At 69.9% G+C, this 22,817-nt stretch carries 20 protein-coding genes; 5 read left to right on the top strand and 15 right to left on the bottom strand.

All coding sequences use genetic code 11. From position 1 onward, the window contains the following. Positions 1 to 204: 204 nt before the first annotated feature. Positions 205 to 1,902 carry an HNH endonuclease signature motif containing protein gene (locus ACRYCC_RS01810; RefSeq protein WP_433807956.1) on the top strand — a complete coding sequence of 566 codons (1,698 nt, stop codon included), beginning with the start codon at positions 205 to 207 and terminating at the stop codon, positions 1,900 to 1,902. Between the two features lie 51 nt (positions 1,903 to 1,953). Here the strand turns inward: ACRYCC_RS01810 and ACRYCC_RS01805 are convergent, their stop codons facing one another. The 11 genes from ACRYCC_RS01805 to ACRYCC_RS01755 all read right to left on the bottom strand — a co-directional run bounded on the left by ACRYCC_RS01805 (position 1,954) and on the right by ACRYCC_RS01755 (position 14,061). Next, positions 1,954 to 2,130 (bottom strand): hypothetical protein, encoded by a 177-nt coding sequence (locus ACRYCC_RS01805; RefSeq protein ID WP_433807954.1) that lies wholly within the window; start codon positions 2,128 to 2,130, stop codon positions 1,954 to 1,956. A 44-nt stretch (positions 2,131 to 2,174) separates the two neighbouring features. After that, positions 2,175 to 2,891, bottom strand: a complete 717-nt coding sequence (locus tag ACRYCC_RS01800) for a PH domain-containing protein (RefSeq protein ID WP_433807952.1) — start codon at positions 2,889 to 2,891, stop codon at positions 2,175 to 2,177. 118 nt (positions 2,892 to 3,009) lie between these two features. Then, positions 3,010 to 4,104: an adenosine deaminase gene (locus ACRYCC_RS01795; protein WP_433807950.1), complete on the bottom strand. Its 1,095-nt coding sequence runs from the start codon at positions 4,102 to 4,104 to the stop codon at positions 3,010 to 3,012. A gap of 74 nt (positions 4,105 to 4,178) precedes the next feature. Continuing rightward, complete coding sequence (locus ACRYCC_RS01790; RefSeq protein ID WP_433807948.1) at positions 4,179 to 5,462, bottom strand: thymidine phosphorylase; 1,284 nt, start codon at positions 5,460 to 5,462, stop codon at positions 4,179 to 4,181. Continuing rightward, on the bottom strand, positions 5,462 to 5,926 hold the full coding sequence (locus tag ACRYCC_RS01785) for a cytidine deaminase (RefSeq protein WP_433807946.1): 465 nt from the start codon (positions 5,924 to 5,926) through the stop codon (positions 5,462 to 5,464). The genes ACRYCC_RS01790 and ACRYCC_RS01785 overlap by 1 nt, the downstream gene beginning before the upstream one ends. Positions 5,927 to 5,994: 68 nt before the next feature. Then, the gene (locus ACRYCC_RS01780) at positions 5,995 to 7,359 is read right to left on the bottom strand and encodes an ABC transporter permease (protein ID WP_433807944.1); all 1,365 of its coding nucleotides are present in this window, start codon (positions 7,357 to 7,359) and stop codon (positions 5,995 to 5,997) included. Next, on the bottom strand, positions 7,356 to 8,579 hold the full coding sequence (locus ACRYCC_RS01775; RefSeq protein WP_433807942.1) for an ABC transporter permease: 1,224 nt from the start codon (positions 8,577 to 8,579) through the stop codon (positions 7,356 to 7,358). The genes ACRYCC_RS01780 and ACRYCC_RS01775 overlap by 4 nt, the downstream gene beginning before the upstream one ends. Continuing rightward, positions 8,576 to 10,168 carry an ABC transporter ATP-binding protein gene (locus ACRYCC_RS01770; protein ID WP_433807940.1) on the bottom strand — a complete coding sequence of 531 codons (1,593 nt, stop codon included), beginning with the start codon at positions 10,166 to 10,168 and terminating at the stop codon, positions 8,576 to 8,578. Before ACRYCC_RS01770 ends, ACRYCC_RS01775 begins: the two co-directional genes overlap by 4 nt. A gap of 88 nt (positions 10,169 to 10,256) precedes the next feature. Further along, complete coding sequence (locus tag ACRYCC_RS01765) at positions 10,257 to 11,318, bottom strand: BMP family lipoprotein (RefSeq protein WP_433807939.1); 1,062 nt, start codon at positions 11,316 to 11,318, stop codon at positions 10,257 to 10,259. A 216-nt stretch (positions 11,319 to 11,534) separates the two neighbouring features. Next, entirely contained in the window at positions 11,535 to 12,797 is a 1,263-nt protein-coding gene (locus ACRYCC_RS01760; RefSeq protein ID WP_433807937.1) for an amidohydrolase, read from the bottom strand. A gap of 97 nt (positions 12,798 to 12,894) precedes the next feature. Further along, positions 12,895 to 14,061 (bottom strand): glutamate--cysteine ligase, encoded by a 1,167-nt coding sequence (locus tag ACRYCC_RS01755; RefSeq protein ID WP_433807935.1) that lies wholly within the window; start codon positions 14,059 to 14,061, stop codon positions 12,895 to 12,897. 411 nt (positions 14,062 to 14,472) lie between these two features. On the opposite strand from ACRYCC_RS01755, the gene ACRYCC_RS01750 reads away from it, so the two are divergent. Together ACRYCC_RS01750 and ACRYCC_RS01745 are read left to right on the top strand one after the other, a co-directional pair. Next, the gene (locus ACRYCC_RS01750) at positions 14,473 to 15,792 is read left to right on the top strand and encodes a D-alanyl-D-alanine carboxypeptidase family protein (RefSeq protein WP_433807933.1); all 1,320 of its coding nucleotides are present in this window, start codon (positions 14,473 to 14,475) and stop codon (positions 15,790 to 15,792) included. 105 nt (positions 15,793 to 15,897) lie between these two features. After that, positions 15,898 to 16,326 carry a nuclear transport factor 2 family protein gene (locus ACRYCC_RS01745; RefSeq protein WP_433807931.1) on the top strand — a complete coding sequence of 143 codons (429 nt, stop codon included), beginning with the start codon at positions 15,898 to 15,900 and terminating at the stop codon, positions 16,324 to 16,326. Here ACRYCC_RS01745 and ACRYCC_RS01740 read toward each other — a convergent pair whose 3' ends face one another. From ACRYCC_RS01740 to ACRYCC_RS01725, 4 genes are all read right to left on the bottom strand, one after another. Next, a complete protein-coding gene (locus tag ACRYCC_RS01740) occupies positions 16,327 to 17,436 on the bottom strand; it encodes a YihY/virulence factor BrkB family protein (protein ID WP_433807929.1) in 1,110 nt (369 codons plus the stop codon). A gap of 62 nt (positions 17,437 to 17,498) precedes the next feature. Further along, a complete protein-coding gene (locus ACRYCC_RS01735) occupies positions 17,499 to 18,020 on the bottom strand; it encodes a 2'-5' RNA ligase family protein (protein WP_433807927.1) in 522 nt (173 codons plus the stop codon). 28 nt (positions 18,021 to 18,048) lie between these two features. Then, positions 18,049 to 19,089 (bottom strand): tryptophan--tRNA ligase, encoded by a 1,041-nt coding sequence (trpS, locus tag ACRYCC_RS01730; protein ID WP_433809893.1) that lies wholly within the window; start codon positions 19,087 to 19,089, stop codon positions 18,049 to 18,051. Between the two features lie 18 nt (positions 19,090 to 19,107). Next, positions 19,108 to 20,472, bottom strand: a complete 1,365-nt coding sequence (locus ACRYCC_RS01725; RefSeq protein ID WP_433807925.1) for a hemolysin family protein — start codon at positions 20,470 to 20,472, stop codon at positions 19,108 to 19,110. 249 nt (positions 20,473 to 20,721) lie between these two features. Here ACRYCC_RS01725 and galE point away from each other — a divergent pair, with 249 nt between their 5' ends. Together galE and galK are read left to right on the top strand one after the other, a co-directional pair. Next, entirely contained in the window at positions 20,722 to 21,681 is a 960-nt protein-coding gene (galE, locus tag ACRYCC_RS01720; RefSeq protein ID WP_433807923.1) for a UDP-glucose 4-epimerase GalE, read from the top strand. Continuing rightward, on the top strand, positions 21,663 to 22,802 hold the full coding sequence (gene galK, locus ACRYCC_RS01715; protein WP_433807921.1) for a galactokinase: 1,140 nt from the start codon (positions 21,663 to 21,665) through the stop codon (positions 22,800 to 22,802). The genes galE and galK overlap by 19 nt, the downstream gene beginning before the upstream one ends. The last annotated feature ends 15 nt before the right edge of the window (positions 22,803 to 22,817 follow it).

Raw genomic sequence — 22,817 nt, 5'->3', positions numbered from 1 at the left:
CATTCAATAGAACCAGTACGATCTTACCGGCATTGGCTTGTGAAGATTCTTCGACAGGTCTAGAAAAGCCTTGAAGGGTTCGCTAGTATTTTCGAATGAAGGTACTTGAGGCGCCTGGGGGTGTTGAAAGTGTCAGTGGCGGCGGCCGAATACGACTCGCATGTCGCGGGTCCGGTGGTTCCGGGTGGTGTTCCGGGGCCTGCTGTGGCCGCCGCGCTGGACGCTCTGGACGTCGCCGCGCTTTCCGACGACGACTTGACGGACGCGATGGCGGCCTGGCGGCGGCTGACGTCGTGGGCGCAGTCGCAGGAACTCGTGGTCGTGGCGGAGCTGGTGCGCCGTCGTGAGGAGCAGTACGAGAACGCGCCCGCAGTGAAGCTTGGTGAGTTCATCGCCGATGAGATCGCCCTGGCGTTGACGTTGTCGGGCGGAACCGCGGGCATGTGGGCGGGGCTGGCGTCCAAGCTGGCCGATCGGCTTCCGCTGACCCGCCGTGCGCTGGCGAAGGGGCATATCGACCTCGCGCGTGCCCGAGTGATCGCCGACGGGCTGCTCGATGTGGACGCGAAGACGGCAGCCCTGGTCGAGCGGGCGGTGCTGGACGAGGCCCAGGTGATCACCACGGGCCGGTTGCGGCACCGCCTGCGTGAGGTGATCAAGGCGGTCGACCCGGAGGCGGCCGAGCAGCGCAGGCGAAGAGCGCACAAGGTGCGCAGCCTGGAGAAATGGGCGACCGTCGCCGGTACGTGTGAGCTGGCGTTCCGTGAGATGTCCGAAGATGACGCAGAAGTGATCTACAACCGGATCAACGCCGCCGCTCAGGCGATGAAGGCCGACGGTGACGTACGCCCGATCGACGCGATTCGGCACGATCTGGGAGTCGCGCTCCTACGTGGCACTCCCCTTCCCGACGCCGCCCGCGATCTACATCACAGCGCGGACGGCGACGAGGCGGCCGCCCGCCCGATGGCACGCCATGACGGCATCCCAGCCGGCCAGGGCCGGGCGGGGCAGCCCGCAGGGCCCACCCGCCCCACCGGCGCACCGGATCTCGGGACGCCGAACGGCCCGTGGCCGTCCGGTTTCCCTCCGCCCAGTGAAGACCCACCTAATGAAGTCCCACCCAGTGAAGACCCACCCAGTGAAGACCCCCCTCGCGCAGCAGAGGAAAGCGGCAGGCCGGACGGGCCGAGCCGAGCCCATTCAAGGAGCCGGGCGGCGAGCTCGAACTGCAGGTCGGCCGCGGCCGACCACGGAGCAGCCCCTGGACACGGCGAGACGCCTGGTCATCGCCGGTCTCCGCGAGTCGGCCGGGACGACGAGCCTGGCGAGCACTATGGGCGTGCGGTGACGGACGCGGCGGTGAAGATCACCGGCTTGCTGGCCGAGGTCATCGACGAGCGCCTCGACTCGGCGGCCGACCGGCACCGAAGGACCGGCCGTCACACCGGCTTGGCGCTGCGGATCGCCGCCGCGCTCCAGACGATGTCCAACACGCTGGCCGACGCGAAGAGCCACTGGTGCCAGACCGTCACCGGGCACGTCTCCACCGACCTCACGACCGGCGCGCAGGGCAGGCAGAGCGGATCCGGCCACCCGGACCGCCATGGCCATGACGGTTACCGGCCACCGGCGGCGATGCGGCGGATGATCGAGCATGCGTATCGGGTCTGTGCCTTCCCGACCTGCGAACGCCCGGTCCAGCGGTGCGACCTCGACCACACCGTCGCCTGGCAGCAGGGTGGATCGACCTGTTCCTGCAATCTGTCGCCGCTGTGCAGACGGCATCATCGGCTGAAGCAGCACCCGCAATGGCACCTCTTTCAACCATGGCCGGGCCTACTTGTCTGGGTGGCTCCCTCTGGAAAATGGCATACCGTCATTCCAGAGGACCGGCAGTAAGACGTACCGCTCACTGACTGTCAGCCCATACCCGTGGATCAATGACGAGGGTCATTGCGCCTCGGGGCGTGAGGGGTTCTCTGGTTCGAGTCGCCGGCGGAGCCGCTTGATTTCGGCGATCAGGCGCGGGATGTCCTGGCGGGCGTTCGCGATGAAATGGGCGTTCTCATCCCAGCGTTCGTCGGCGACGTCGACGTAGCGGGGGTGCTGGACGAGGGTTGCGGCCACGATCCTCCCGACGCCGACCCTCAGGACCTGGGCATGCCTCTGGGTCAGCTGAGACTCACGGCGAGGACCACGCCGATCAGCAGAACGGCCGGCCCGACGAGTGCCAGGACGGCTGGTGGCCACCAGACGAGTCGTCCGGCCGGCTCTTCGCCCGAGCCTGCGCCGGCCTTGTCCGGGAGGGCCTTGCCGGAGGACACCTTGCCGGCCGGAGCCTTGCCCGTGGGTGCCGTGCTGGTACGGGTCTTGCCGGTGGAGGCCGCGCCGGTCGGGCGATGAGCCCGGGCCAGTTCGGTGAGCTGTTCCGCGGCGAAGTCGGCGGGGGTGCGGTCCTGGAGGTACCGGCCGATCTTGTCCTCGGGAGTGCGGGCGGCCCGGCGCTCGGCCTTGGCCCGGGCACGTGGCGAGGTCTGCAGCACCCAGGAACGCGTCTGGTGCCGTTCGCCGTCCGGACCGATATAGGCGATCAGAAGGGAGTCGGGAGCCGTGATCTCCAGAAGGGCCGGCCAGGGGACCACGACGTCGCGCAGCGGGTTGTGCACCCGCAGCCCGGTCTCGTCCGCCTCGACCCGAGGTCGCAGGCCGATGACATAGGCGATCCCGCACCCCAGCAGCAGCACCGCCGCGGCGATCACCGCGGCGGAATCGCGGCCGCGTATCGCGACGTCGACCAGGTTGGCCACGGCGAACACCAGCCACACCCAGCCACCGACCCGGGCGCCCGTCGAGCGGAAGACCAACCGGCCCGGAGCACCGCTCGTCATACCGTTCCTCGTATCTCGCCCCACATGCCGACTCCCACATGGGCCCTCGTACCCGCCGCCACACGAGCCCCCATGCCGGTTCTGACCCGTGTGCCCACCCGTGTACTCATACGAGTTCTCATACCAAGGGCCGGCCGGAGCGCCATTTGAGCTGCTCGAATCCCGGCTTGATCACACCGTTGATGAACTCCAGCCGTTCGTCGAAGCCGATGAAGGCCGATTTCATCGCGTTGACGGTGAACCAGCGCAGGTCGTCCCAGTCGTAGTCGAAGACCTCGACCAGTTTGGCGAACTCCTCCGACAGGCTGGTCCTGCTCATCAGCCGGTTGTCGGTGTTGACGGTGACCCTGAAGTTGAGACGGCGCAGCAGGCCGATCGGGTGCTCGGCGATGGACTTGGCGGCACCGGTCTGGATGTTGGAGCTGGGGCACATCTCGAGCGGGATCCGCTTGTCCCGTACGTACGCGGCCAGCCGGCCGAGCTGGGGGAGTTCGGTCTTGCCCTCGGTGATGTCGTCGATGATCCGGACCCCGTGGCCGAGGCGGTCCGCACCGCACCACTGGATGGCCTGCCAGATCGACGGCAGCCCGAACGCCTCACCGGCGTGGATGGTGAAGTGGGAGTTCTCGCGTTGCAGGTACTCGAAGGCGTCCAGGTGCCGGGTGGGCGGATACCCCGCCTCGGCGCCCGCGATGTCGAAGCCGACCACCCCGGAGTCGCGGTAGGCCACCGACAGCTGGGCGATCTCCATGCTGCGGGCCTGATGCCGCATCGCGGTGACCAGCGTGCCGACCCGGATGCCGAACTCGGCACCGCCCCTGCGGAAGCCCTCCAGCACCGCCTCGACGACCTGCTCCAGGCTCAGCCCGGTGCTGGTGTGCAGCTCGGGCGCGTAGCGCACCTCGGCGTAGACGATGCCGTCGGCGGCGAGGTCCTCGGCGCATTCGTACGCCACCCGCTCGAGGGCCTCGACGCTCTGCATCACCGCGACCGTGTGGTTGAAGGTCTCCAGATAACGCTCCAGCGACCCGGAGTCCGACGCGTCCGCGAACCATGTGCGCAGCTCGCCCGGGTCGGTGGTGGGCAGCCCGTCGTAGCCGTTCTCCCGGGCCAGATCGACGATGGTCTCCGGCCGCACTCCCCCGTCCAGATGGTCGTGCAGCAGCACCTTGGGGGCCCTGCGGATGTCCTCGAGGGTCGGCTTCATCGTCATCTCCTCAAAGTACCGCCCCATCAGGCGGGGATCGCCGCCGCAAAGCCCCGGCGGCCGCGGCGGCCGGAAGGCCCTCAGGCGATACGGTCGATGATCAAGGGGAGCAGGTCCGGGGTTCCGGCACCGGCTGAGGCGATCTCGATGGCCCCGTCGAGGGACTGCAGGGCCCGCTCGAACCGGGTGGGATCATCGGCGTACAGGGTGAGCAACGGCTCCCCCTCGGTGACCTCGTCGCCGGGCTTGGCGTGGCAGACGACACCGGCCCCGAAGGACACCGGGTCCTCCTTGCGGACCCGGCCCGCGCCGAGCCGCCAGGCCGCCACCCCGACACCCAGCGCGTCCAGCCTGGTCAGGGTGCCCGACTTCGACGCCTTGAGCTGGTACGACTCGCCGGCGACCGGGAGGGGCGCGTCCGGGTCACCGCCCTGGGCGGAGATCATGCGACGCCAGACGTCCATCGCGGAGCCGTCCTTCAGCGCGTCGGCGGGGTCCTTGGCCGCAGACAGGCCGGCGGCGGACAGCATCTCCCGGGCCAGCGTGACCGTGAGCTCCACGACGTCCGCGGGGCCGCCCCCGGCGAGGACCTCGAGCGACTCCGCGACCTCGAGGGCGTTGCCGACGGCCCGGCCGAGGGGCCGGTCCATCGCGGTCAGCAGCGCGATCGTCTTCACCTGGTGGTCGCTGCCGATGGCGACCATGGTCTCGGCCAGCTCACGGGCGTCGGCGAGCGTCTTCATGAAGGCGCCCGAGCCGACCTTGACGTCCAGGACCAGCGCCCCTGTGCCTTCGGCGATCTTCTTCGACATGATCGAGCTGGCGATCAGGGGGATCGACTCGACGGTGCCGGTGACGTCGCGCAGCGCGTACAGCTTGCGGTCGGCGGGCGCCAGCCCGGAGCCGGCCGCGCAGATCACGGCTCCGGCGGTGCGCAGCACGTCGAGCATCTCCGCGGTGGACAGCGAGGCGCGCCAGCCGGGGATGGACTCGAGCTTGTCGAGGGTGCCGCCGGTGTGGCCGAGCCCGCGGCCGGACAGCTGCGGCACCGCGGCACCGCAGGAGGCGACGAGCGGGGACAGCGGCAGAGTGATCTTGTCGCCGACGCCGCCGGTCGAGTGCTTGTCGGTGGTCGGCCGGTCCAGCGCGGACCACTCCATCCGCTCACCGGAGCGGATCATGGCGGCCGTCCAGGCGGAGATCTCCTCCCGGTCCATGCCCCGGAGCAGGATGGCCATGGCGAGCGCGGACATCTGCTCGTCGGCCACGGCTCCCCGGGTGTAGGCGTCCACCACCCAGTCGATCTGGGCACCGGACAGCCGGCCGCCGTCCCGCTTGGTCGCGATGACCTCGATGACGTCCATCAGGCTCCCCACGTGCTCTTCCGGCCGAGATCGTCCGGGCCGAAGGCGTCCGGGAGGATCTCGCTCATGGGACGGATACCCGTCGAGGTCTCCAGCAGCAACGCCGGGCCGCCGTGCTCCCACAGCAACTGGCGGCAGCGGCCGCACGGCATCAGCGGGTCACCGTGGCCGTCCACCACCGACAGTGCCACCAGCAGCGGCCTGCGCAGCGCCGTCTGCAGGTCGGGCCTGGTCGAGTCCGCCGAGTCCGCCGCCAGGCGGCCGCTGTAGAGCGCCGAGACCAGACTGCACTCCGCGCAGAGCCCGACCCCGTACGACGCGTTCTCGACGTTGCAGCCGCTGATCACCCGGCCGTCGTCGACCAGTGCCGCCGCCCCGACCGGAAAGCCGGAGTACGGCGCGTACGCCCGCCCCATCGCCGCCACGGCCGCCTCACGCAGCCCGGCCCAGTCGATCTCGTTCATTCACTCCCCCAGTCCCACCGTTGATCATGCACGATGCCGCATCGGGCGCACGAGCGGAGGGGCCGTGCTCAGCGGGCTTCGCCCTTGCGGTAGATGAGCCCGTCGGCGGCGGGCATGCGCAGGCGCTGGCTGGCCAGGGCCAGCACCAGCAGGGTCGTCAGGTGCGGCGTGAAGGACACCAGCTCACCGGGCACCTCGCTGCTCAACGCGAACCACAGCAGCAGCAGCGCGCTCGCCGCCACGGCGATGACCGCGGCGAGGTACCGGTTGCGGATGGCCTTGCGCCCGAGGTCTCCCGCCGCGGCGACCTCGCCGGACAGCGTACGGGCCCGGACGACCTGCCAGACGGCGATGCCGAGCAGGATGACGGCGACGAACAGCAGCAGGGCGTGCACCGAGTCACCGCCTCCCCGGAGGTTCATCGCGTCGGTGTACCCGAACAGCAGCGAGCCGATCGCGAGCCCGCCCGGACGCCAGTTACCGAAGATCATCGCGGCCAGGCCGATGTAGCCCCGGCCGCCGGTCTGGCCGTCCTGGTAGAGCGGCGAGGAGACGGTCACCAGGAAGGCCCCGGCGAGTCCCGCGCACGCGCCGGAGATGAGCACGGCGGCGTACTTCATGCGGTAGACCTTCACGCCCAGCGACTCGGCGGCGTACGGATCCTCACCGCACGAGCGCACCCGCAGGCCGAACGGCGTCCGCCAGAGCACGAACAGCGTCAGCGGGATCAGCAGGATGGCCACGATGGTCAGCAGCGACAGGTCCGTGGTCAGCCCGCGCAGGATGCCGGACAGGTCGGACAGCAGCAGCCAGTGCTTGTGCTCCAGCCAGCCCAACGTGTCCGGGCTCCGCCAGCCGAAGATCTTCCCCCCGGACAGGATCGGCACGGTGATCGTGCTGATCGACTCCACCGGTGGCGACTGACGTGGACCACCGCCCAGCGCCTTCGCCGCACCGGTGTTGAACAGCAGGCCGGACAGGAACTGGGTCAGCCCGATCCCGAGGATGTTGATCGCCACACCGGACACGATGTGGTCGACCCCGAAGGTGACGGTGGCGACCGCGTGCACCAGCCCGCCGAGGGCGCCGCCGAGGATGCCCACGGCCACACCGGCCCAGGGCCCCCACTGGTAACCGGCCCAGGCACCGGTCCAGGTGCCCAGGATCATCATGCCCTCGAGGCCGATGTTGACGACGCCGGCCCGCTCCGCCCACAGGCCGCCCAGCCCGGCCAGGCCGATCGGCACGGCGAGCCGCAACGTCGCGGCGATCGTGCCGCTGGAGGTGATGTCCTCGGCGCCGGTCAGCGCCCGGATCACCGACAGGAGCACCAGCAGCCCGGCCACCAGCAGCAGGATCCGGGGCAGGCGCGACCCGCCGGCCGAGGGGGGCGAGGCCTTCCTGCGGAGGCCGTCAAGGAGGGTCTGGGTCATGCCGGCTCCTCGGTGAGGGCGTGCCCTGCTGCCAGCTCCGCGGCCACGGCCCGTTGCTGCAGCTGGATCTCGAACCGGCGGACCAGCTCATAGACGATGACGACGGTCAGCACGACGACGCCCTGCATGACCTGGACGATCTCCTGGGGGATCTGGGCCAGCTGCAGCACGTCCGACGACTGGTCGAGGAACGCGAACAGCAGTGCCGCGAGCGCGACCCCGAACGGATGGTTGCGCCCGAGCAGGGCGATGGTGATGCCGGTGAACCCGAGCGTCGCGGGGAAGTTCAGCGAGTACTGGTGCGAGGCGCCCAGCAGTTCCGGCATGCCCGCCAGCCCGGCGACCGCCCCGGACAGCAGCATCGTGATCACCACCATGCGCCGGCTGTCCACGCCGCTGGCCTGCGCCGCGGTCGAGGACAACCCGGAGACCCGCAGGTCGAAGCCGAAACGGGTCTGGTTGAGGACGACGTAGAAGATGATCCCGACGGCCACCGCCAGCAGGAGCAGGACGTTCAGGTCCCCGGGCAGGTCGATGCCGATCGAGGAGAGCGGTCCGGTGAGCGAACCCACCTGGCCGGACTTGGGGATGGGCGGGGTGGCGACGTTGTTGCTGCCCGGCCGGAGCTCGGCGAGCCGCTTGTCGTTGAGCAGGTAGGCGATGATCCCGGTGGCGATCGCGTTGAGCATGATCGTCGAGATGACCTCGCTGACCCCCCGGGTGACCTTGAGCACTCCGGCGATCGTGGCCCACAGCCCGCCGACCAGCATCGCGCAGACGATCACGAGGATCTGGCCGAACGGCGCGGGCAGCGTCAGCGCCCCGCCCAGCGCGGCCGCCAGGAAGGCGGCCATGCGGTACTGCCCGTCCACCCCGATGTTGAACAGTGCCATCCGGAAGCCGATCGCCACCGCGATCGCCGACAGGTAGTAGCCGGTGGCCCGGTTCAGGATGGAGACGATCGACGACGGGGTGGTGCCGTAGTCGATCATGCTGTTGATGGCGTTGAAGGGGTCGGCGCCGGTCAGCCGGAGCACGATCATCGTGATGATCAGCGCGATGCCGATCGCCAGGATCGGGGCGCCGATCTGCAGCGCCAGCCGGCGCGGTCCCAGGCCACGCAGGATCGCCTGCCACGCGGGTACGTGGTCGGCGCCGCCGGGCTTGGGATCGGACGGAGGGGACGAAGGGGGTGCGGGGGGCGCGGGGGGTGAGGTCATGAGGCGGCCTCCGCGCCGGTCATGGCCGAGCCGAGCTCCTCCGGTGTGACACCGGAGGGATCCACCCGGGCGACCAGCCGGCCGCGCAGGACGACGTGCAGTGTGTCGGACATGCCGATGAGTTCCTCGAGATCAGCGCTGATCAGCAGTACCGCCAGCCCGGCGGCGCGGGCCTGGCGCAGGTGCTCCCAGATGGCCGCCTGCGCGCCCACGTCGATGCCGCGGGTGGGGTGCGCGGCGATGAGCAGCCGGGGTTCGCCGGACATCTCCCGGCCGACGATCAGTTTCTGCTGGTTGCCACCGGACAGTGCCGCGGCCGGCACGTTGATGCCGGGCGTGCGCACGTCGTACTCGCGGACGATCCGGGTCGTGTCGCGCTTCGCGCCCCGCCGGTCGATCCACGGACCACGCGCGTTGGGCCGCTGGGTCTGGTGGCCGAGCATCCGGTTCTCCCAGAGGGCGCCCTCCAGCACGAGCCCGTGCCGCTGCCGGTCCTCCGGGATGTACGCGATGCCGGCCTCCCGGCGGCGGCGCGTCGGCCAGTGGGTGATGTCGGCCCCGGCGAACGAGATCCGGCCGGCGTCCGCCCGCAACAGACCCATGATCGCTTCAACGAGCTCGCTCTGGCCGTTGCCCTCGACCCCGGCGATGCCGACGATCTCTCCCGCGTGGATGGTCAGCGAGACGTCGTCGAGCACCGTACGGCCCATCGCCGTGACGCCCGCGGCACCGGCCTTGGCGACCTCGCCGGTGTCCGCGACCTCGCTCTCGGGGACCGGCCCGGCGCCCGGCGCCAGCAGGGTCAGCCCCGCGATGTCGAGCACCACCTGGTCGGTCACGGTGGATTCGCGGAGCTCGGGGGTGGGCAGCTCGGAGCCGACCATCAGCTCGGCCAGCTGCCGGGAGGTGACCGACCGCGGGTCCGCGGTCCCGACCGTCTCACCGCGGCGGATCACCGTGATGGAGTCGGCGACCTTGCGGACCTCGTCCAGCTTGTGGGAGATGAAGACGACCGTGAGTCCCTCTGCCTTGAGCTCGTGGAGGTTGGCGAACAGCTCGTCCACCTCGTGGGGCACGAGCACCGCGGTCGGCTCGTCCAGGATGAGGATCCGGGCGCCCCGGAAGAGCACCTTGATGATCTCCACCCGCTGCCGGTCGCCCACGCCGAGCGTCTCGACCAGCGAGTCCGGGTCGACGGTCAGGCCGTACTGGCCGGCGATCTCGACGATGCGCGCCCGGGCACGGGCTCCGATGCCGTGCAGGCGCTCGGCGCCCAGCACGATGTTCTCCAGAACGGTCAGGTTGTCGGCCAGCTTGAAGTGCTGGTGGACCATGCCGATGCCGCGTGCGATCGCGTCGGCGGGCGACCGGAAGGCCACCTGCTCGCCGTCGATCTCGATCGTGCCCTCGTCCGGCCGCTGCATGCCGTACAGGATCTTCATCAGGGTGGACTTGCCGGCACCGTTCTCTCCGCACAGGGCATGGACCTCGCCCTTGGCGATCGAGAGATTGATGTCGCGGTTGGCCACCACGCCGGGAAACCGCTTGGTGATCGACGTCAGCCGTACAGCCGGTACACCGTCAGTCACCCTTACCCCCCTACCGAACCTTTGCCGCGCTTTCCAGCAGGCAGTGAACTCCTGGTGGAAAGCGCGGCAAAGGGCTTCATCGAACCGATCAGCTGGTCGGGACCTTGATCTTGCCGCTGACGATGTCAGCCTTGAGCGCGTCCAGCTTGGCCTTGATGTCGTCGAGCTTGCCGCCGGAGATGGCGTAGCCGACACCGTCGTTGGACAGGTTGTACTGCTTGGTCCCTGCCGCTGCGGTGCCGTCCGAGACGGCCTTCACGAAGTCGAACACCGCGACGTCGACGCCCTTGACCATCGAGGTGAGGATGTAGTCCTTGACCTCGGCCAGCGCGGGCTGGTTGTACTGGTCGGAGTCGACGCCGATGGCCAGCTTCTTGGCCGCGCCCACGGTCTTGATGACCCCGATGCCGGCACCACCGGCCGCCTGGTAGATGACGTCGGCGCCGGCGTCGAGCTGGCCCTTGGCGGCCTCGGTGCCCAGCGCCGGGTTCTTGAAGCCGTCGAAGTTCGGCGGCTGGGTGAGGTACTTGGCCGGGAGCACCTTGATGCTCGGCTTGGCGGCCTTGGCGCCCGCCGCGTAGCCGGCCTCGAACTTGTGGATCAGCGGCACGTTGACGCCGCCGATGAACCCGATCGTGCCGGTCTTCGACTTGAGCGCCGCCGCCGCGCCCACGAGGAAGGAGCCCTGCTCCTCGGAGAAGCAGGCGCCGGTGACGTTGGCGCCCTCGACCTTGCACTGGTCCGCGTCGACGACCAGGAACTTCGTGTTCGGGAAGTCCTTAGCGATCTTCAGCACGGAGGCGGTGTAGGCGAAGCCCACGCCGATGACCGGGTTGTAGCCGCTCGAGGCGAGCAGCTTGAGCCGGGCCTCCTTGTCGGTGTCCGGTTCACCCGCCTTGGCCGAGAGCTCCTCGGTCTTGATGTTCAGGTCCGACTTGACCTTGTCGAGCCCGCGAGCGGCCGCGTCGTTGAACGACTGGTCGCCGCGGCCGCCGATGTCGTAGGCCAGACCGACCTTCAGGGTCTTCTTGGTGTCACCACCGCCGCCACCGCCATCGGTGGTCGTCTTCTTGCCACCACAGCCTGCGGCGCTCAGCGCGAGCGCTACGCCGGTCAGCGCGACGGCTGCCATCCTCAGTTCACGGCGCAAGATAGCACCCTCCGTTCACACCCCAGCGGAAAAATACGCATTTGTACACGAAACCGATCGGAGGCTACCTGTTGTGGTGAGCGATCCGTACCGGTCGTACAGTGTCGCAACGGATCCGTTACCGACACGCAAGCGCATCGTCACAGGTCACAGCGGCATTTCAGCCATGATCGTCGTCGCGACGGGACTGTGACGGGGTGTGATGGTGAAGGTGTTTCAGGCGAGCGCGGCACCCTCGACGGGCTCGGCGCCGGCGGGCCGCCGGCCTTCCCAGAGGGCGGTCAGCGCGGTGGCGGCCATCACCCGGACACCGATGGCGATCGACCGCTCGTCCACGTCGAAGTCGCCCCGGTGCAGGTCATAGTCGGCGGCGCCGGGGGTACGGACCCCCAGCCTGGCGAGCGCCCCGGGGATGGACTCGAGGTACCACCCGAAGTCCTCGCCGCCGAGGCTCTGCGGCGTGGGCACGACCGCGTCCTCGCCCAGCATCTGACCGGCGGCGTCCCGGACCATCTGCACGCTGGTGGCCTCGTTGACCGCGGGCGGCACGATCCGGGTGTACTCCAGCTCGGCCTTCACGTCGTACGCGCCCGCGACGGAGTCCAGCAGGGACCTCATCATCTCCGGCGCCTTGTGCCAGGCGTCGTCGTCGAGGCAGCGCACGGTGCCCTCGGCCAGCCCCTCGTCGGGAATGGCGTTGGCCACCGAGCCCGCCACCACCCGGCCCCAGACCAGGCTGAGGCTCGAACGCGGGTCGACCCGGCGGGACAGCGCCGCCGGCAGCTCAGTGACGATCTTGGCGAGGGCGTACACGAGGTCACCGGTGAGGTGCGGGCGGGCGGTGTGGCCGCCGGTGCCGGTGACCTTCACGCTGACCCGGTCGCAGGCCGCGGTGATCGGGCCGACCCGCAGCCCGATCTGGCCGACCTCGAAGCGCGGGTCGCAGTGCAGGGCGAAGATCCGGTCCACGTCGGTGATGCCACCGGCGGCCATGATCGACAGCGCTCCCCCGGCGACCTCCTCGGCCGGCTGGAAGAGCAGCCGTACCCGGCCGGGCAGCAGGCCCTCGGCCGCCTGGTGGGCCAGGAACAGGGCCGCGCCGAGCAGTACGGTCGTGTGCACGTCGTGCCCGCAGGCGTGGCAGACCCGGGTCGTCGTGGAGGCGTACTGCACCCGCTTCTCGTCCTGCAGCGGCAGCGCGTCGATGTCGGCGCGCAGTGCCACCGTGGGACCGTCGCTCGGGCCGATGTCGCAGATCAGGCCGGTGCCCTTGGGCAGCACGACCGGCTGCAGGCCGACCGCGGTGAGCTCGTCGAAAATGCGCTCGGTGGTGCGGTGCTCATGGAAGCCCAGCTCGGGGTGCATGTGCAGATCCCTGCGGAAACCGATCAGCTGGTCTTCGTGCTCACTGAGAAAGGCGTCGAGCTGGATCTGCAGTGCCGCCCCGTCGTTCGCCCGCGGCACCTGTGCCGCCGGCATGGGTTCAGCATCGAGCTCGGGCATCACCCCTTGCCCCGGTTGCCCCATATGTGCTCCCTCCGGTCGGGCGCCGTTCGGCGCCTCCTCGTCCGCGGGGTCATGTCCCGCCATGGGCCACCTCCCGCGGGCTGACGAATCTGTCCTCGCGAAATTCCGTGATCGACGCTGTGACGATGCTCTCCAGGCCGCCGCCCTCGGCGCGGATCGCGCGTTGGCGTTCGTACGGGGCGCCCTGCTCGAGAACGTCGCTCGCCACCTTGAGCTCTTCCGCACAGCCGAGACGGTCGGCGACAGGTTCGAGCTCGCGGATCAATTCATAAAGGTCGTCGCGCAACGGAGCGGTGTTTCCAGTGTCGTCCGTGATGACGATTGCGTCGAGACCATACCTGGTCGCGCGCCACTTGTTGTCCCGTACGACCCAAGCGGCAGGTCTTGGCAACGTGTAGCCGCGGTCAAGCTGTTGGTCGAAGAGCGTGACCAGGCTCTGACAGAGCGCAGCCGCCATACCGACCTCGCGGAGGGTCGGGATTCCGTCGAACATCCGGATCTCGATGGTGCCGAAGTCGGGATGCGGACGGATGTCCCACCAGACCTCTTTGATGCTGCGGATGGTGCCGGCCCGCAGCAGGGTGTCCATGTAGTCCTCGAACGCCGCCCAGTCGTCGAGCAGATGCGGTGGGCCCGCCGTGGGCAGCGAGCCGAAGACCACGGCCCGGCTCGACGCCAGCCCGGTGTCGGCTCCGCTCCAGTACGGGCTGGAGGCGGTCAGGGCGAGGAAGTGCGGGAGGTACGCCGACAGGGCGTTGACGATGGGGATGACCTTTTCCACATTGCGGACGCCGACGTGGACGTGCACACCGAAGGTCTGGATGCGCCGGGCCAGCCACTGCATCTGCTCGATCAACTCGGCGTAGCGCTGCATGGGGGCCATCACGGCGTCGCGCCAGTTGCTGATCGGATGGGTCCCCGTGCAGGCCAGCACCGTGCCGCGGGCCTCCACGACCGACCGCATCTGGGTGATGGTCTGGGCGAGGTCCGCCTTGGCCTCGCCGACGGTGTGGCAGATGCCCGTGACGATCTCTACCTGCGACTCCATCAGCTCGTGGCGGATCTTGTTGATCTCGCTGCCCTCGCTGAGGCCGGGCAGTGCGGCCAGCACCTCGCGGGCATCCTGCCTCAGGTGCATGGTCTCGGCGTCGATGAGCTGCAGCTCCCATTCGACGCCCAACGTCGCCCCGCGCGACGCATTGAAGTCAATGGCCACGGAAACCTCCGCTCTCAATCCTCGCAGGTCGGCGCGTGGCACGTGGCGCGATTGGACCAGCGCGCGTGCTTACCGGACAGACCTTGGATCCGGACAGTCCCTGCCTGCTTGGACCGGTTCCATCATGCCGATACATACCCGCCATCTCGCCCCAGTCTTTGCCCGAAGCCCTGGACTTGACTCTTACGGGGGACGGCCGACCGTGGCCCGTGATCAGATTCGGCCACTATGCGGACGTACCAGACCCCCCAAATGGACTAGTCCCCAAAAGATGTTTGGGACGTTCAAAATTCCCGTCTGTAGATCATCGGGCAGGTCGGCCCGAGGTCTCCGCGTCCCGCGATCTTCTAGGGGAGGACCGCCTGTGCCTGCTGCGTTCGTCCGGGCACCTCCTCTAGTGTTGCCAGGGCCATGGGAATAGTTCGCCGCATCTCCGTCTCCCTGACCGCGCCGCTCGCCGCCGGGTGCCTGCTGGCATCCACGACCGGCGTGAGTCCCGCTCAGGCCGCCCCGCCCCGGGAGCCCGTCGGGGGCCCGCAGCTCGCGGGCTCCGGGGTCATCGTCAACGGAGCCCCGGGGGTACCCGCGCTTCCCAAGATAGACGCCGGGTCGTACATGATCTCCGACGCGGACACCGGCGAGGTGCTGGCGGCGAAGAACCCGCATGGCGCCTTCCTGCCGGCCAGCGCGCTGAAGACCCTCACCTCGATCGCGCTCATCCCCAAGCTGGACCGCAAGGCCCTGATCAGGCCCAGCCAGAAGGCCTGTGACGTCGAGGGCACCAAGGTCGGCATGACCCCGAAGCTGAAGTATCCGGTCGAGGACCTCTTCCGCGCCCTGCTCATGGTGTCGGCCAACGACGCGGCCCTCACCCTGGCCCAGGCGGGCGGCGGGCTGAAGAACACGCTGGCCACCATGAACGCCGAGGCCAAGCGGCTCCAGGCCAACGACACCCTGGCCGGCTCGCCCAACGGCCTCGACGTGGACCTGGGGCTGACCGTCAAGACCCAGCACACCTCCGCCTACGATCTGAGCCTGATCATGAAGCAGGGACTCAGGCTTCCCGACTTCCGCGAGTACGTCGGAACCGTCAACGCGAAGTTCCCCGCCGAGCCGCCCAAGCTTTCCGAAAAGGACAAAAAAGCGGGCAAGAAGCCCAAGAAGACCGCTTCTATGCCAATTTACTCCCACGACCGGCTGCTGCCCACCGAGGGCTACGCCTACCAGGGCATGATCGGCGGCAAGAACGGCTATACCGTGCACGCCGGGCAGACGTTCGTGGGCGCCGCGCGCCGCAACGGGCACACCGTCATCGTCTCGCTGATGCGCGGGGAGGTCCTCTGGGCGAACATCGTCAAGCTGCTCAACTGGGGCTTCGCGGCGGACGGCAAGGTCAAGCCGATCGGCACGCTCGTCGACCCGGTGGACACCGCGAAGAAGGACGAGGGCACCGGCGACGGCGGTGGCATCCTGCCGGTCGGCCCGCTGAAGAGCAAGAGCTCGTCGGTCCAGTGGACGCTCGTCGCCGCCGGAACCGGCCTCGCCCTGGTGGTGGCGGGCGGGCTGGTCGTGCTGGTGAGGCGGCGCCGGAGGCACGCCCCGGCCGGCTCACCGGCGGAGGGCGCCTTCCTGGGAACGGGCGATTCCGGCGAGGCGGCCACGGACGGCTCGATGCCCGGGGACTCCATGCCCGGGGGCAGAGCAGCAGATGACGCATCTCCCAGTAAGTGAGACTTTTCTCCCTACCGGCCGGCGACGGGCAGGCGTAACTTCGCCCCTGTAGGCACCGGTCAGTACGCCGCCGTACGGCCGCGGACCGGGGCCCGGGAGGTCAGCGTGTCCCACGCCCCATCGACCGCCCTGCCGACCCTGGGGCGGGAGCATCCCCACGTGACCGCGCTCCGCGACGGCTACGCCGCCTTCACCAAGGGCGATATGGACTTCATCCGGGAGATCCTGGCCGAGGACGTCGTGCACACCGTCACGGGCCGGAGCCGGATCTCCGGCGACTACCACGGCAAGGACGAGGTCCTGGACTTCTACGTCCGGGTGTTCGAGCTGTCCGGCGGCACCTTCCACTCCGAGCCGTACTGCTTCCTGGCCGACGATCATCACGGAGTGGTGCTCGTCCACGCAACGGCCGAACGCCGCGGCAGGACGCTCGACGATCGCGGCGTGGACGTCCACCGGTTCGTCGAAGGCCGGATCACCGCGATCCGCAGCATGGCCGGCGACCAGCACACCGTGGACGCGTTCTGGTCCTGATCAGGCGGTCCTGATCGGCCGGTCCGGCTCTGGGGACCCCGGCGTGGCGGGCTCGGCGGGCTTGGCCGTCTCCGGTTTGGCCACCTCCAGCTTGCCCCTCTCCGGTTTGGTCACCTCGCTGGTCACCTCGCCCTTGGTCACCTCGGGTTTGGTGGTCACCGGGGGGGCCGTGCACTCGGCGAGCTCGGGGTTCTCGGCGTCGGCCCGCAGGATGGCGGAGCGGGTGGCCGTCCAGGAGGCGGTGAACAGCATGAGCCGGGAGGCGAGGTTGATCCACACCAGCACTCCGACGAGGACCGCGAACGAGGCGTAGACCGGGTTGTGGGTGGTGTGGCCCACCAGGTAGGTACCGACCAGCTTGAGCACCTCGAAGCCGACGGCCCCGAACAGCGTGCCCTTGACCAGCCGCCGCCACGACGCGCGGGTCCCCGACAGCCGCGAGAACATCACGAAGAAGATCACCATGTCCGCCAGGATCGCGGTGGTGATCGACAGCAGCCGGATCATCGTCCCGGCGCCCGCGACGTCGGCGAGCCCCAGCCAGGACAGGACCACCTGCGTGGCGGAGGTGGCGAAGCTCGTCACGATGACGGAGGCGACCAGGGACAGCCCGAGCAGCACCAGGACGAGCAGGTCCCAGACCTTCTTCATGAAGAAGTTGCCGCCGCCGGTGGGATCCACCTGCCAGATGGTGCGCAGCGACTCCCGGAGCGCGCCGATCCAGCCCAGCCCGCCCCACAGCAGGCCGATGAGGCCGATCGCGCCGGCCCCCGCCTTGGCCTGGGCGATCTGGTCGACGTGCAACTGGTCGGCGAGCCCCGGCAGGATCTGCCGGATCGCGTCGGTGACCAGCCCGCGGGCGTGCGGGTCGACCGCCACCGCATAGCCCACGAGCGCGAAGGCCAGCGCGGTCAGCGGGAAGAAGGCCAGGAAGGCGTAGAAGGTGAGGGCGGCCGCGAGCCGATCACCGTGCTGTTCGGAGTAGCGCTCGTACGCCCGGGCCAGGTGGTCGAACCAGGCCCAGCGCCGCCGCATCCACCCCAGCAGCCCGGTGACCCGACCCTGACCCGTCTCGATCCGGCGTTGCACCGAATCGATCACCTTGACCATGTCCGTCCTCTACCCCGAGATGGTGCTTCCTCACGCCGGCGCCCCATCTTCCGGTGATCGTTTCAGCGGCCGTCATCCGGGCGGGAGGCGGCGGCGAAGGCGAAATGGCGTTGCGGGCGCCATACGCCGTCGGACCCGTGCTCGTACAGCGAGAAGCCCCAGACCGCGAACGTCGCCTCGTACCCGGACAGCTCCTTGAAGGCCTGGTCGAGCACGTCCTCGCGGAGGTCGTGGGCGACGGTCACGTGCGGGTGGTAGGGGAACTGCAGCTCGCGGTGGAGCGGACCGCTGCGCACCTTGCTCTCCACCCGTTCGCAGGCGCCGATGCCCTCGGCCAGCGCGACGAACACGACCGGCGACACCGGCCGGAAGGTGGCGGTGCCGCGCAACCTGATCGGGAACGGCTGCTCGGCGGCGGCGACCTCCCGCAGGTGCTCCTCGATCGCCGCGCGGTCCGCGCCGCCCACGGGAGTGGGCGGCAGCAGGGTGATATGCGTCGGTATGGAGGCGGCGAGCGGGTCCCCGAAGGACTTGCGCCATCGCTGCAGCTCGAGGCCGTAGGGATCCGGGATCGGGATGGCCACCCCGATCGTCCGTGCTGGTTCGGTCAGGCTAGACACCACGTCCCAGGAAGCCCACCCGATCACGGACGACCTCCATGGTCTGGGCGGCCACGGCTCCGGCCCGTGCCGCGCCCTGGGCGAGGACCTGCTCGAGCTGGCCCTCGTCGGCGAGCAGCTTCTCGGTGCGCTCCCTGATCGGGGTGAAGGTGTCGAGCACCAACTGGGCGAGATCCTTCTTGAACTGCCCGTAACCCAGGCCGGCGTAGCGCCGCTCCAGGTCCTGGATGGAGGTGCCGTCCAGCGCCGACATGATCCGCAGCAGGTTGGTGACGCCCGGCTTGTGCTCCTCGTCGGCGACGACCTCCGAGCCGGTGTCGGTGATGGCCCGCATGATCTTCTTGCGCATCGGGCCGGGCTCGTCGCGCACGTCCACGATGCCCTGCGGGGAGGACCCGGACTTGCTCATCTTGCTCGTCGGCTCCTGCAGGTCGGTGATCTTCGCCGCGCCCTGCGGGATGTACGGCTCCGGGGCGACGAACGTCTCTCCGTACCGGTGGTTGAACCGCTGTGCCAGGGTCCTGGTGAGCTCCAGGTGCTGGCGCTGGTCCTCGCCCACCGGCACCCGGAAGCCCTGCGAGCCCTGCCCGGGCGTCGGCGTGTAGAGCAGGATGTCGGCCGCCTGCAGGATCGGGTAGGTGAACAGGCCGACGCTGGCCGCCGACGCGCCCTGCTTGGACGACTTGTCCTTGAACTGGGTCATCCGGCCCGCCTCGCCGAAGCCGGTCAGGGTGCCGAGGATCCAGGCGAGCTCGCTGTGCTCACGGACGTGGCTCTGCACGAACAGCGCGCTGCGCTCGGGGTCCACGCCCATCGCCAGGAGCTGCGCGGCGGCCGCCTTCGTGCGACGCCGCAGGTCGGCCGGCTGGTAGTCGACCGTGATCGCGTGCAGGTCCACGATGCAGTAGAACGCCTGGTGGTCATCCTGCAGGGCCACCCACTGGCGCAGTGCGCCCAGGTAGTTGCCGAGGTGGAAGGAGTCGGCGGTGGGCTGGATCCCGGACAGTACCCGGGGCGGCGCTGCTACGGACATACTCACGATCCGATTCTGTCAGGAGTCATCTGGTCCGACCTCACCAGGTGAGACGTCATCAGAAGAGCTCTGGTTGGCGGTTCCGTCGGCGGATGTGGCGCCGACGCGCGGGGGGACGACCCGGATCCGCGCGACCCTCCGGCCGTCCATCTCGCTGATCACGAGCCGGTGGCCCAACGCCTCCACGACCTCCCCCACCTGGGGCAGGTGCCCGAGCACCGCCACCACGTGCCCCGCGACGGTCTCGTACGGTCCCTGGGGCAGCTCGAGGCCGGTCGCGGCGGCGAAGGCGTCGAGGTTGAGCAGGCCGTCGACCTCGACCGCTCCCCCCTGCAACCGGCGGGCCTGCGCTCCTTCGACATCATATTCGTCCCGGATGTCGCCGATCAGTTCCTCGACGAGGTCCTCCAGCGTCACGATGCCCGCGGTCCCGCCGTACTCGTCGACGACGATGGCCAGGTGATGGCCCTCGCGGCGCATCTCCGACAGGACGGCCAGCACCCGCTTGCCGGTCGGCAGGTACTTCACCGGCCGGACGACCTCGGAGATCGGGGTGGAGCGGCCGGAGAACTCGGGGTCGAGCAGGTCGCGCACGTGCACGAACCCGATCACCTCGTCGTGGGAGTCGCGATAGACCGGGAACCGCGAGTGCGGGCTGCCCACGGCGATCCGGGCGGCCTTGGACAGCGGCGTGGCCGCGTCGAGGAACTCGACCTCCGTCCGGGGCACCAGCACCTCGCGCAACTGGCGCTCCCCGGCGGCGAAGACCTCCTCGATGAGCTGCCGCTCGTCCGCGGTGATCTCGGTGTTGCCCGCGACCAGCGCCCGTACCTCCTCGGCGGTGATCTCCTCCCGGCTGGTGTCCGGGTCCCCGCCCAGCATCCGTACGACCACGTTGGTCGACTTCGACAGCAGCCAGATCAGCGGCCGGGAGATGGCGGCCATCCGGTCCAGGAACGGGGCGACCAGCAGGGCCGTGCCCTGGGCGCGCTGCAGGCCGATCCGCTTGGGCGCGAGTTCCCCGACCACCAGCGTGACGTACGAAATGATCAAGGTGACGCCGAGCACGCCGAGGAACCCGGCCGGCCCCTCGCCCATGCCGGTGTGCCTGACCAGGGCGTTCTTGGCCGTGTCCGACAGAGTGATGGCCCCGTAGGCGGACGAGAGCAGCGCGGTCAGCGTGACACCGATCTGCACCACGGCCAGGAAACGGTTGGGATCGCGGACCAGCCGGGCCACCGCGGCCCCGCGGTGGCCCCGCTCGGCCAGCGCGCGCACCTGGCTGTCCCGGAGGGAGACCAGCGAGATCTCGGCCCCGACGAACAGCCCCTCGATGATGATCAGAGCCAGGACGATGGCCGCGCTCTGCAGGGTTTCGTTCACCGAGCCGCGGCCGATCGATCGAGGAGCTCGCCCGGAAGACAGGAGCCGTCTTGATCAATGAGCTCATCTCGGTCGATGAGCCCGTCTCTACTACCGGAGTCGTCCATGTCCCATGCAACGGGTCGGGTGCAACAGGTCGAGTGGTGGATCACCAGCCTACCGCCGCGGAAGCCCGGGTTCGGGGACGCGACGGCTACGCTGAGACCGCCGGTCCGCGACGGATAACCAGACGGATAACCAGGAGGTCTTGTGAAACTGCTCGTCACCGGTGGTGCCGGCTACATCGGTAGCGTCGTCACCGCCGCCCTGCTCGAGGCGGGGCACGAGGTGGTCGTGCTGGACGACCTGTCGACCGGGCACGAGGACGCGGTCCCGGCCGGCGCCCGGTTCGTCCAGGGCACGCTGCGCGCGGCGGCGTTCGGCATTCTCGACGGGGCGGGCTTCGACGCGGTGCTGCACTTCGCCGCCAAGTCCCTGGTGGGCGAGTCGGTGCAGAAGCCCGGCCTGTACTGGGACGGCAACCTCGGCGAGTCGCTGGCCCTGCTGGACGCCATGCGCCGGACCGGCGTGTCCAAGATCGTGTTCTCGTCGACCGCCGCCACCTACGGCGAGCCCGAGTCGACCCCGATCCTGGAGACCGCCCCGACCCGGCCCACCAACCCGTACGGCGCCTCCAAGCTGGCCATCGACACCTCGCTGGCGGAGTACGCCAGGCTGCACGGCCTGGGCGGGGTCTCGCTGCGCTACTTCAACGTCGCCGGCGCCCTGCTCACCGGCGAGACCCGGCTCGGCGAACGCCACACCGTCGAGACGCACCTGATCCCCAACGTGCTCGCCGTGGCGCTGGGCACCCGGGAGTCGGTCAGCGTCTTCGGCACGGACTACCCGACGCCCGACGGCACCTGCGTCCGGGACTACATCCACGTACAGGACCTGGCGGCGGCCCACCTGCTCGCGCTGGAGGCCTGCGCGCCGGGCACCCACCAGATCTTCAACCTCAGCAACGGCGACGGCTACTCGGTCCGCGAGGTCATCGACGTCTGCCGGGAGGTGACCGGCCACCCCATCCCCGCCGTGGTCGCGCCGCCCCGCGCGGGTGACCCCGCGGTGCTGATCGCCTCCTCCGCCAAGATCCAGGCGGAGCTGGGCTGGAAGCCCGAGCGGGGCCTGCGGGACATGGTCAGCGACGCGTGGACCTTCCTCCGGTGATAGTCGCCGAGACGTTCGCCGAGGCCCACGCCCGGCCCGCCGAAGGCGTCTGGCACGCGCCTGGACGGCTCAACCTGATCGGCGAGCACACCGACTACAACGGCGGCCTGGTGCTGCCGTTCGCCCTCGCCGAGGGCGTCACGGTCGCCGCCGCCCGCCGCGACGACGACCTGCTGGAGTTCCGGTCGCTCCAGGCGATCGGCGAGCCGGTCTCCGTCCGCCTCGGCGACCTCACCCCGGGCTCGGTCGGCGGCTGGGGGGCCTACCCGGCCGGCGTGGCCTGGGCACTGCGCGACCTCGGCATCGGCGGCGCGTCACTGCTCTTCGACGCCGACCTGCCGCAGGGCGCCGGGCTGTCGTCCTCCGCCGCGCTGGAATGCGCCACCGCCCTCGCGCTCTCGGACCTGTACGCGTTGTCCGTCGAGCGCCCGGCGCTGGCACTGCTGGCCCAACGGGCCGAGAACGACTTCGCCGGGATGCCCTGCGGGATCATGGACCAGTCGGCCTCGCTGCTGTGCACGGCGGGGAACGCCCTGCTGCTGGACTGCCTCACCGGCCTGTCCAGCCCCGTCCCGCTCGACCTCGGCGGGTTCACCCTGCTGGTCATCGACACCAGGGCGCCCCATCGGCTGGTCGGCGGGGAGTACGCCGACCGCCGCGCCTCCTGTGAACGGGCCGCCGCCGCCCTCGGCATCACCACGCTGCGGGAGGTCAAGGATCTGGCCTCGGCGCTCACCGCCCTGCCGGACCCGGTGCTGCAGCGCCGGGTGCGGCACGTCGTCACCGAGAACCACCGGGTGGAGGCGACCGCCGGGCTGCTCCGCGCCGGTGCCGTGGCGGAGATCGGGGCGCTGCTGACGGCCTCGCACCTGTCGCTGCGGGACCAGTTCGAGGTCTCCTGGCCGGAGGCCGACGTCGCGGTCGAGGAGGCCATCCGGGCCGGTGCCCGGGGCGGCCGCATGGTCGGCGGCGGCTTCGGGGGCTCCGCGCTCGCCCTGGTGCCCTCGCCCCGCGTGCCCGAGGTCGAGGCGGCCGTCACGGCGGCCTTCACCTCCCGCGGCTGGACGTCACCGGCCTTCCTGCACGCCACCCCCTCGCCCGGCGCCCACCGCCTGAGCTAGCGAACACCCACCCGC

The organism is Actinomadura scrupuli, assembly GCF_050971785.1.
In the GTDB taxonomy this organism is placed as follows: domain Bacteria; phylum Actinomycetota; class Actinomycetes; order Streptosporangiales; family Streptosporangiaceae; genus Actinomadura_E; species Actinomadura_E scrupuli.
The sequence above is the reverse complement of the archived record's forward strand: the minus strand, read 5'-3'. Positions and strand labels throughout refer to the sequence as shown.